General features: G+C 61.8%; 9 protein-coding genes, 1 tRNA gene and 1 pseudogene. 7 read left to right on the forward strand and 4 right to left on the reverse strand.

Translation table 11 applies throughout. The annotated features are described in order from the left end of the window. Both infB and ACGVKB_RS10235 read left to right on the forward strand, forming a co-directional pair. On the forward strand, positions 1-2,190 hold a 2,190-nt coding region (infB, locus tag ACGVKB_RS10230; protein ID WP_392351635.1), incomplete at its 5' end, for a translation initiation factor IF-2. Positions 2,191-2,204: 14 nt separating this feature from the next. Then, positions 2,205-2,765 (forward strand): annotated as a pseudogene (locus tag ACGVKB_RS10235) (low-complexity tail membrane protein); the annotation flags it as partial. Between the two features lie 63 nt (positions 2,766-2,828). Here the strand turns inward: ACGVKB_RS10235 and ACGVKB_RS10240 are convergent. Further along, positions 2,829-3,050: a DUF3493 domain-containing protein gene (locus tag ACGVKB_RS10240; RefSeq protein ID WP_392351643.1), complete on the reverse strand. Its 222-nt coding sequence runs from the start codon at positions 3,048-3,050 to the stop codon at positions 2,829-2,831. An 85-nt stretch (positions 3,051-3,135) separates the two neighbouring features. Here ACGVKB_RS10240 and ACGVKB_RS10245 point away from each other — a divergent pair. Together ACGVKB_RS10245 and ACGVKB_RS10250 are read left to right on the forward strand one after the other, a co-directional pair. Then, a tRNA-Thr gene (locus ACGVKB_RS10245) sits at positions 3,136-3,208 on the forward strand. A 76-nt stretch (positions 3,209-3,284) separates the two neighbouring features. Next, positions 3,285-4,019, forward strand: a complete 735-nt coding sequence (locus ACGVKB_RS10250; RefSeq protein WP_392351636.1) for a TMEM175 family protein — start codon at positions 3,285-3,287, stop codon at positions 4,017-4,019. A 1-nt stretch (position 4,020) separates the two neighbouring features. Here ACGVKB_RS10250 and ACGVKB_RS10255 read toward each other — a convergent pair whose 3' ends face one another. Continuing rightward, on the reverse strand, positions 4,021-5,103 hold the full coding sequence (locus tag ACGVKB_RS10255; protein ID WP_392351637.1) for a hypothetical protein: 1,083 nt from the start codon (positions 5,101-5,103) through the stop codon (positions 4,021-4,023). Next, positions 5,103-6,131 carry a hypothetical protein gene (locus tag ACGVKB_RS10260; RefSeq protein WP_392351638.1) on the reverse strand — a complete coding sequence of 343 codons (1,029 nt, stop codon included), beginning with the start codon at positions 6,129-6,131 and terminating at the stop codon, positions 5,103-5,105. Before ACGVKB_RS10260 ends, ACGVKB_RS10255 begins: the two co-directional genes overlap by 1 nt. 86 nt (positions 6,132-6,217) lie before the next feature. Between ACGVKB_RS10260 and ACGVKB_RS10265 the strand changes: the two genes are divergently transcribed. Genes ACGVKB_RS10265 through ACGVKB_RS10275 form a run of 3 tightly spaced genes read left to right on the forward strand, consistent with a single transcriptional unit; the run spans position 6,218 to position 9,485 of the window. Continuing rightward, on the forward strand, positions 6,218-6,847 hold the full coding sequence (locus tag ACGVKB_RS10265) for a succinate dehydrogenase cytochrome b subunit (RefSeq protein ID WP_392351639.1): 630 nt from the start codon (positions 6,218-6,220) through the stop codon (positions 6,845-6,847). Beyond that, entirely contained in the window at positions 6,844-8,760 is a 1,917-nt protein-coding gene (locus ACGVKB_RS10270; protein ID WP_392351640.1) for a fumarate reductase/succinate dehydrogenase flavoprotein subunit, read from the forward strand. Before ACGVKB_RS10265 ends, ACGVKB_RS10270 begins: the two co-directional genes overlap by 4 nt. Continuing rightward, positions 8,757-9,485 (forward strand): succinate dehydrogenase/fumarate reductase iron-sulfur subunit, encoded by a 729-nt coding sequence (locus ACGVKB_RS10275; protein WP_392351641.1) that lies wholly within the window; start codon positions 8,757-8,759, stop codon positions 9,483-9,485. Before ACGVKB_RS10270 ends, ACGVKB_RS10275 begins: the two co-directional genes overlap by 4 nt. Before the next feature lie 72 nt (positions 9,486-9,557). On the opposite strand, the gene ACGVKB_RS10280 is transcribed toward ACGVKB_RS10275, so the two are convergent. Continuing rightward, positions 9,558-9,770, reverse strand: coding sequence for a hypothetical protein (locus ACGVKB_RS10280; protein ID WP_392351642.1), 213 nt, complete (start codon positions 9,768-9,770; stop codon positions 9,558-9,560). Between the last annotated feature and the right edge of the window lie 422 nt (positions 9,771-10,192).

Raw genomic sequence — 10,192 nt, forward strand, 5'->3', positions numbered from 1 at the left:
ACACCTCCAGTAGCCCGTCCGACGGCTCCATCAGCACCCCGTCGTCCCGGGTTCCGTCCAGGTGCCGGTCCTGGTGGCTACCGCCGACCAGGACGTCCCGACTGGGACGACAGCGCCAAGCTGGAAGCTCTGCGTAGCCGCTCACCGCAGAAGCAACGCCAGAAAGTCCACATCATTGGCGAAAACGACGACGCTCTTGCAGCACAGACCGGCGGGTATGCCGGCGAGCAGCAAGCGCTCGTCCTGTCAGCCAGCCTGGCCAGGCCCGCCAAGCCGAAAGCTCAACAACGAACGGCACCAAAACAGGTGGCCGCCGTGCGCAAGCGCCGGAAGGAGACCGCGCGTCAACGCCAGCGGCGCCGCGCCATGGAACTGCGGGCAGCACGGGAGGCCAAGCAGGTCCGGCCCGAGATGATCGTGGTGCCGGAGGACAACCTCACGGTGCAAGAGCTCGCCGACATGCTCAGCGTGGAGAGCTCCGAAATCATCAAATCCCTGTTCTTCAAAGGGATCATTGCCACGGTCACCCAGACCCTGGACATGCCAACCATCGAAGCGGTGGCCCAGGAATTCGGTGTTCCTGTCCTTCAGGACGACGTCGAAGAAGCGGCCAAGAAGACCGTCGAGATGATCGAGGAGCAGGACCTCAAGCACCTGATCCGGCGTCCTCCCGTGGTGACCGTGATGGGTCACGTCGACCACGGCAAAACAAGCCTGCTGGATGCGATCCGCCAGGCCAGGGTTGCGGCGGGCGAAGCCGGCGGCATCACCCAGCACATCGGTGCTTATCAAGTTGAGGTTCAGCACAACAACGAACCGCGCAAGCTCACCTTCCTGGACACCCCAGGTCACGAAGCGTTTACCGCCATGCGGGCCCGCGGCACGAAGGTGACCGACGTGGCCGTGCTCGTTGTCGCCGCTGACGATGGCGTGCGTCCTCAGACGCTGGAAGCCATCAGCCACGCCCGGGCCGCTGAGGTTCCAATCGTGGTGGCGATCAACAAGATCGATAAAGAGGGAGCCTCCGCCGACCGCGTGAAGCAGGAGCTGTCTGAGCAGAACCTGTTGGCTGAGGAATGGGGTGGTGACGTCGTGATGGTTCCGGTGAGTGCCATCAAGGGCGAAAACATCGACAAGCTGTTGGAGATGCTTCTCCTCGTCACCGAGGTGGAAGACCTCCAGGCCAACCCCGATCGGATGGCCCGCGGCACCGTGATCGAAGCCCACCTGGACAAAGCGAAAGGCCCTGTGGCCACCCTGCTGGTTCAGAACGGCACCCTCAAAACCGGAGATGTGGTCGCGGCCGGCCCGGTGCTCGGCAAAGTGCGCGCCATGGTGGACGACAACCGTCAGCGGCTCAAGGAAGCTGGGCCCTCCTTCGCGGTTGAGGCCCTGGGCTTCAGCGAAGTCCCCACCGCGGGTGATGAATTCGAGGTGTACCCGGATGAGAAATCAGCCCGGGCGGTCGTCGGCGATCGGGCCTCCGATGCCCGTGCCACCCGCCTGGCCCAGCAGATGGCCTCCCGCCGTGTCTCGCTCACAGCGATGTCAGGCCAGGCCAACGAGGGCGAACTCAAGGAACTGAATCTGATCCTCAAAGCGGACGTTCAGGGTTCCGTGGAGGCCATCCTCGGCTCCCTGGAACAGCTGCCGAAGGACGAAGTTCAAGTCAGGGTGCTGCTGTCAGCCCCTGGCGAAGTGACCGAGACAGACGTCGACCTGGCGGCCGCATCCGGCGCTGTGATCGTTGGCTTCAACACATCGATGGCCTCCGGTGCCAAGAAGGCTGCGGATGCCACGGGCGTGGATGTCCGCGATTACGACGTGATCTACAAGCTGCTGGAAGACATCCAGCTGGCGATGGAAGGTCTGCTCGAGCCCGAACTGGTGGAGGAAGCCCTGGGCGAAGCCGAGGTGCGTGCCGTGTTCACCATCGGCAAGAGCGCCGTCGCCGGTTGTTACGTCACCAGCGGCAAGTTGCACCGCAACTGCCGTGTTCGCGTCCATCGCGGCAAGCAGATCGTGTTCGAGGGCGACCTCGACTCCCTGCGTCGCAACAAGGACGACGTCAAGGAAGTGGCCACGGGCTTCGAGTGCGGTGTGGGCACCGATCGCTTCGCCAACTGGGAAGACGGTGACCGGATTGAGGCCTTCAAGATGGTCACCCAGCGCCGCAAACTCACCACCTGAGGCTGATCCCTGCTGTGTCACCCCGTCGCGAGCCCCTGCTCTGGCTCCAGTGCCTGGCCCTCGGGGCTATTCCACTGGAGCTCCTGCTGATCAGGTTGCTCCTGGCGGGTTCCGATCCTGGCCCCGTCCCGGGCGTGGAACGCCTTCTGCTCTGGGGTGTGGGCGTCGTCGCGCCATCGGTCGCCCTTTGGAAACGTCCGGTCGACTGGGGTTCCCTGCTGGTGGTTCGACGTCCAACGACAGGACGCAATCCAGACCAACAACAGCTCAGCACCGCCCAGAGCAGCACCCTGAGTGCGGGTGCTGTGGTCACGGCGGCCGTGGTGTTGCTTCCTTTGCTGTGGTGGCTCGACAATTCGGCCGTTCTTGTCGGTGAATTTTCACCGGTCTCCGGACAAAGTCGTCTGGTCACCCTGCTGCTCAGCACGCCGATCCTGGCCGTGATCGTCTGGCATGTGCAGCAACTCGTTCAGGCGAGTGTTTGGCTGATCACCGATCAAGCCAAGGCTGGGGGGGAGTCCACCACCTTCAGCGCCAGTCAACTGAGTCAGGAGCGCAGCAGCTTCGGTCTGCAAGTGCTGGACCTGCCTCAACTGACCTGGCCCGTAGCCCCCCTCTCCAGCGGCACAGCCGACGCATCAGTCGGCGCTGCGGTTGCGGTCAAACCAGATCAGGCTGGCGAAGAGGAGGAGAGCGCCCCCCTGAATCCCGAGGTCGCTGAGGTCGACGCTGTCCCCAGCGGAGAGGCGGAAGGCCATGGTGAAGAGCCCGAGACCAGCGGAGGCACCGAGGGCGAACCAGAGAGCCCTGCGGAGAGTCCGCCAGGGGGTGCGTGATTCCTGCAGGAGTCGCTCCCGCATCGCCGGATCGAGCCCCTGCTTCGGCTTCCGAGATTGGTTCAAGACAGCGGACCCTGCGATCCACAAATGTTAAATTACTTGCCTCGCCGATGTAGCTCAGCTGGTAGAGCAACGCTTTCGTAAAGCGTGGGTCGCCTGTTCAAGTCAGGTCATCGGCTTAAGACTTGTTTTTGCGCTGGTTTGGGGCGCTCATTCCAGTTAGATCTGGTCAATCAACTGTCACGAACGTGACCGATGCATGCCAATCATCCGATCCGTCATCTGAACCGAGGCGGAGGTGAATCCTGGCTGGGCCTAATCGATGGGGTCTATTCGATTGCAATGACCCTGATTGCGATCGAATTACCGGAATTAATCAAAAGCCTTTTCGAAATCAGCAGCGCTGCAACCAGTCGATCGTCAATCATCGCGATCACCAGCTACGAATTCATCGCCTATACCGCCACATTTCTTCTGCTCTACGAATTGTGGTCCTACCACAAAAGCATCCTGCGGCTAGCCGGAATTCGACATCAAATTCAAAGCCTGATTAACAGCATCATCCTGGCCATCACCTGCCTCGGCGCCGGCAACATCATCCTGATTCTCAACACCAAAACAACCGTCGCCCTCGAGGATCTGCGCCTGAAGACGAACCAAAAACAACTGTTCCAGGACTGGGTCGGCACCCATCACGAATTGGCCATCGCAACCTTTGTGATGATTGCAGCGATGTTCTTCCTGATGGGCCTGCTGGCCCGTTGGAGTCGCAAGGATCAGACCCCAGGTTCCGACCATGCCATCGCACTGCGCTCCCTGGAACTCGGAACCCGTTGGCGCGCTGTTTGCTATTTGGTTTTTCTCCTGACCTGGACGCCCTTGCTGATCGGGCACACCCTGCCGCTGGTTCCACCAGCCGTCCTGGTCCTTGGCTACATCCTGGCCAATCAGATTCTTTACCCCCTGATTGAGCACCGCCGACGGCTTTGACCTACGGGCAAAGTGCCTGAAACCGCGGCAGGGCACACAGCTGCTCACCACGGTTGATCTGGCCATCGGAGAGGGTCTCCCAAGGGACAATCCAATGGTTGGATTGCACCTGTTCCAGGGCCTTGGCGCCCTCTGGATTCGGCAGCACAATCAATCGCCTTTGGCTGAGGTTGAGTTGCTCCTTCAGCCAGGGTGTCATCACAACCCGTTCCAACAGCTCCTGATAGGAGCCGTCTTCAATAGCTCGCCGGAAGCCCCGCTCAATCGCCGCGGCCAGGGCCTCATTGCGGTGGTTGACATAAAAGAATCCGGCGAAGGGATAGGCAATCAGAAGATGGGGGTCCATGACGATGCTTTTGGACCATTTCTGGGCGATGGCCTCTTGGGCTTGGACATCGGCAACGCCCTGAGGGAACAAATCCACACGCTGTTCCGAGACCAGTCGGAAGAGGTTTTGTGATGGCGTGGCAAAGGTGCGCAAACCAGCTTGGTCAAACATCTCGAGCTCGCTCCAACCCTGCCCCTGGAGCAACGTGAGCCGGCTCAAGTCCTCGCGGTCATGCACCCCCTCGAGACCGGCGAGACGGTTGTGATGGGTCCAACCGACCCGTAACCCGAGCATGCCGCCGGTGATCGGAATCGGAATCGCCCGCAGCCGACGGTTCAACTCGGGGCCAGCGCCATAGGCACCGACTGTGATTGCCTGGGGATTGTCCGTCCCACCGACGACTCCTGTGGCCAGGGCATCGACAGCCGCATCCTGCGAGAGGGCTGAAGCCGTCAGGCCAATGGCATGGGGAGCACCGCTGCGTTGCATCACCAGACGCAGCAACTGAATTTTGAAGCCGCGGTTGTTCTCCCCTAACCCCCGCCCAAGCACGACCGGGATGGTTCCCTCCGGCAACAGACTCACCTCTTCTGCGGTGAGGTCGTGGAGCTGATCCACCAACAACCGCCCATGTGAAAAGCGGGGCCGGATCGCGATGTAAGCGACCAGGAGCACCAGAGAACTAATCAACAACGACATCACGGTGAGGTCGCCGAAATGGGGGGTGCGTCGAGGAGGAGTGGGCGGAGGTGACATCAGGGAATGATCAGATAGATGCCGAACAGGGTGAAGGCCAGATAACTGGGAAGCAGGCCCATGCGCAACAAAGTGGACACCCGGGGGGTGTAATTGCAGAGGTGGTTGTCGATCAATTCATCGGCACCGACGACGTACAAAACACCGAGGAAAAAGATCAGTTGCAGGTTGCCGATGAAGCCACCCATGGCGGTCACGGGCAGCTTGCTGGCAATGAACACGTAGTTGCCCCCAGCTGACACCACCGCAGCAAGGATGAGATCGTCGCGACTGCGGGTAATCAGCAGGGACAGGCAACACAGACCCACCGCAAGGATGTAGCCGAGAAAGTCCGGCATGAACGCCAACAGACTCAACCGCTCGATCGGGACCTGAAACACCACCGTCGATTGACGATGCAGAGAGGTGCCCTGGGGCTTGCCCCTCCCCAGATCACTCATCAGGGTGTGCTCCGAGGCAAACGCGCTGCTTTCGTTGATCTGCCAACCGGGCAGGATCAAACCTGGGTTACTGGGGAAGGCCCAGTCGTTGACCACCCGCAAACCCACCGGGGACAAGGGGTTGCTGAGGCCAACTTCCATGCGCAGCAGCTGTGCGTCGAAGGGATAGCGCGAGAGCTCCCAGCGCTGCACGATCTGACTCCGAACCCTGTAGAGACTCCAGACGCCCTCGTCGACGGTTTCACGCTCAACCCGCTCAAAGCGCTGCACGTCGCCGTCGTAAATCCCGTTCAGCAGGACCAGATCGTCGCTGGGGTTGGCCTCGGGCGGGCCCGACCAGATGGACCACAGCAACAACTCCGCCGAGAAGCGGTCCTCCAACAGATCGAGGTCACTGAGGTTGGTGAGATAGGCGCCGAGCTTGAGCTGATCAGGCGCCACGACTGGACGGATCGCCACCGTTGCCCGTGGCGGTGGAGGCTGGACCGTTGCCACGGCACTGCACTGCAGCCCCATCACCAGGAGACAACTCGACAGAGCGAGCGCCAGGGCTCTGATCCAACGGCGACGGCGCTGACCTGCTGGCAAGACGGGGGATCGGACCACGCATCCCCAAAGGTGGCAGCAGCGGGCAGATCCGACCACCGCTGAATACGATCAGATCAATCGATGCCGTGGTGGTGCCCCAAACAGCGGTCCGGCAAGGAGCTGCGGTGAGTGGTCTCCTGCTGGTTCTCTTTCTGGGGATTCACCTGGTGGGGCTGATCCCCAGCCTCACCGCTCCGTCCCGCTTCGAGGCCTATGCCAGTGCCCTCCACCACAGCGCTTGGCTGCCACTCCTCGAAATTGGTCTGGTGGTGACCTTCGTCACCCATCTGGGGCTGACGGCGGTCAAAACCCTGAGCAACCGTCAGTCCGGCAATACAGCACAACTGAGCAGCCGACGCGGGGATGACATCGGCGCCATGGCCGCCAAGGGCAAAGTTCTGGCGGGGCTGATCAGCCTGGGCTTCCTGATCCTTCACCTCAAACAGCTGCGCTGGTCACGGCCCGGCGATGGCCTGGAGCGGGAGCTGATGGTTCAGCTGCTGCAGAACCCTCTGACGTTGGCGCTGTACATCGCAGGGGCCCTGTCCCTGGGCATGCACCTGCTCCACGGCCATGAAGCGGCCCATCGCAGCATTGGTGCGCTCACCCCGACCAATGGTCCGTGGATCCGCCGGAATGGGCGATGGCTGGCCGTGCTGCTCGGTGGCGGCTTTGCACTGATCAGCCTGGGGCTGGCCTTTGGAGGTGCGGCATGAGCGGATTGCCCGACCCAAGGATTCCCGCGGGACCGATCGCCGATGCCTGGCAGCGGCAGCGCGAACGACTGCCCTTGATCAGCCCGCTGCGCAAACGCCAGATCAACATTCTTGTGGTGGGGAGCGGACTGGCCGGAGCCTCAGCCGCCGCCACCCTCGCGGAACAGGGCTACCGCGTGACCGTGCTCACGTACCACGACAGCCCAAGGCGGGCCCATTCCGTGGCCGCCCAGGGGGGCATCAACGCAGCCCGGGCCGTGGCCGTTGATGGCGACAGTGTGAGTCGCCTGTTCGCCGACACCTTGAAAGGCGGTGATTTCCGTGCCCGGGAGGCCGGCTGCCAACGGCTGGCGGAAATCAGCAGCGGCATCATTGACCAGTGCGTCGCCCAGGGTGTGCCCTTCGCCCGTGAATACGGCGGCAGCCTGGCCACCCGCAGCTTCGGCGGAGCCCTGGTGAGCCGGACCTTCTACGCCAGGGGACAGACCGGTCAGCAGCTGCTGTATGGCGCCTATCAAGCCCTGATGCGCCAGGTGGAGCTCGGCACCGTGCGCCTGCTCACCCGGCGGGACCTGGTGGAGTTGATCACCGTCGATGGCGTCGCCCGCGGTGTGGTCACGCGCCATGGCCTCAGCGGAGCGTTGGAGGTGCACACCGCCTCAGCGGTGCTGCTCTGCACCGGCGGGTACAGCAACGTTTATTTCCTATCGACCAATGCGCTGAAATCCAATGCCAGCGCCATCTGGCGAGCCCACCGCAAGGGAGCCCTGTTCGCCAATCCCTGCTTCACCCAGATCCACCCGACCTGCATTCCCAGCGGGGATGCCTTTCAAAGCAAGCTGACCTTGATGAGCGAGAGCCTCCGCAACGACGGACGCATCTGGTTGCCCAAGCAGGCGGGGGATCAACGTCCTGCCGCAGACATTCCTGAGCAGGACAGGGATTACTTCCTTGAGCGGATGTACCCCACCTACGGGAACATGACCCCCCGGGATGTGGCCTCTCGGCGGGCCAGGGAGCTCTGCAACGCGGGGCACGGCGTCGGCCCCGATGGCCGCTCGGTGTACCTCGATCTCACCGCGGCGATCGAACGGGATGGCAAGGCCGCCATCGCCGCCCGCTACGGCAATTTGATGGAGATGTATGAACGCATCAGTGGCGACGATCCATACCGCACTCCGATGCGCATCTATCCAGCCCCCCACTACACGATGGGTGGCCTCTGGGTGGACTATCAGCTGATGAGTTCGATCCCTGGGCTGTTTGTGCTCGGAGAAGCCAACTACTCGGAACACGGCGCCAACCGCCTGGGGGCCAGCGCCCTGATGCAAGGGTTGGCCGATGGGTATTTCATCGCCCCCAGCACCGTGACGGCTTGGCTGGCGGGAACACCCCAGGTGGCGATCGGTGCCGATCACCCCAGTTGCCGTGAGGCGCTGCAGTGTGCCCAAGCCCGAATCACACAACTCCTCGCCACCACGGGCAACACGCCGGTGGATGCCTTCCATCGCGAGCTCGGCGGCGTGATGATCGACCGCTGCGGCATCAGCCGGGATGCGGAAGGTCTGCGCGATGGCATGGCGGCGGTGGCGGCTCTCGAGCAGCAGTTCCACAGCGATTTACGGGTCCCAGGGGCCGCCGAGGGCCCCAATCCTGAACTGGACAAGGCCCTGCGCGTGTCTGATTTCTTCGGGTTAGCGCAGTTGATGCTGCGCGATGCCCTGGCCCGTGAGGAGTCCTGCGGAGCCCATTTCCGCGAGGAGCACCAAAGCGTGGATGGAGAAGCACGGCGCGATGACACCAACTTCGCCCACATCGCCGCCTGGGAGTTCAACCCCGACGGGGATCCGATCCGCCACAGCGAACCCCTGCAGTTCACCAGCCTTCAACCCAGCACCCGCCGTTACACATGAAGCTCACCCTGGACATCTGGCGGCAGCTTTCCCCCAACCACGCGGGCTGTTTCGAACGCCACGAACTGGCGGATGTCTCCGCAGACCTGTCGCTGCTGGAAGCCCTTGATCAACTCAATGAACGCCTGATCAGCGCTGGAGAACGGCCGGTGAGTTTCGAGCACGACTGCCGTGAAGGCATCTGTGGCAGCTGCGGATTCCTGGTGAACGGCCAGGCCCATGGCCCCAGGACCGCGACCTCGGTTTGCCAGCTCTATCTGCGGGAGTTCAACGACGGCGACAGCCTCAGGATCGAACCCTGGCGAGCCAACACCTTCCCGCTGATTCAAGACCTGATGGTGGACCGCTCGGCCCTGGACCGCCTGGTGGCCGCAGGGGGCTACTGCTCCACCGGAACCGGCCAAGCGCCCGATGGCAATGCCCTCCCCGTGGGGCGTGAGCAGGCCAGCAGCGCGTTTGCAACGGCGACTTGCATCGGCTGCGGCGCTTGTGTCGCCAGTTGTCGCAATGCCTCCGCCAGTCTGTTTGTGGCGGCGAAACTCGCCCACCTTGGCCAGCTGCCCCAAGGTCAGCCGGAGCGGTCCAAGCGGGCCAAAGCCATGCAACAGCGGATGGACGAGGAAGGATTCGGCAGTTGCAGCAGTCATCTCGAATGCGAGGCGGTCTGCCCTCAGGAGATTTCAGCGGACTGGATCAGCTGGATGCACAGAGAGAAAACCCGCTAAAGCCAGTCAGTGACTGACATGTGTCTAGGTGAAGCTCATATCAATACCTAACATGATTTCTCACACGATTCCTCACACGGCAGCGACACGGGAGCAGTAGCTCCAGTGCTCACAGCGTCGTAAGAGCTGGGAGCCAGGAGCCAGGAGCCTTTGCTTGAGGTGACAACCACCAAGGACTTGGCACTGACCAAGGGTCACGTACCCAAAGTGTTGGCAGGTGGAACAGCTCTGGAGACCTTTGAAGCTTTCCAGCTCACGGTCGTCGACAAAGGACCACTCCTCCATGCAATACGGGCAAGTACGCCTGTACTAGTCGAGGTCAGAAGGGTTTGGCAAGCGGTCTGTTCAGTCCAGTTCGTCGGCGAACAAGTCCAGCTTGTTACTCGCCTCTAGAGCAAAGATGTACTTGAGCTTCTCTGGGAACTCAGACAGCCGACCGTGGAATGGGTCGAACTTCTTACGGTTCTTGTAGAGGAGGTAAAGCGTCCGGTGACTCCAGACGTTTAAACCCATCTCAGCTAGCTCGCAGTCATCAACTTGATCAAGCTTTTGCGCCTAGATTGGATATCTAGCGTGCAGTATGTGTCACTTTGCAGCGGTAATCCTGCCCACAAAGAGGCACCCATACGGGTCACTGGGCGTCCTGTCCCCTCGATACATGCCTTCACAAATTTATGATGATATTTAAGAGAAGCCTCTACAAGTTG

Source organism: Parasynechococcus sp., assembly GCF_042954325.1.
GTDB lineage: Bacteria > Cyanobacteriota > Cyanobacteriia > PCC-6307 > Cyanobiaceae > Parasynechococcus.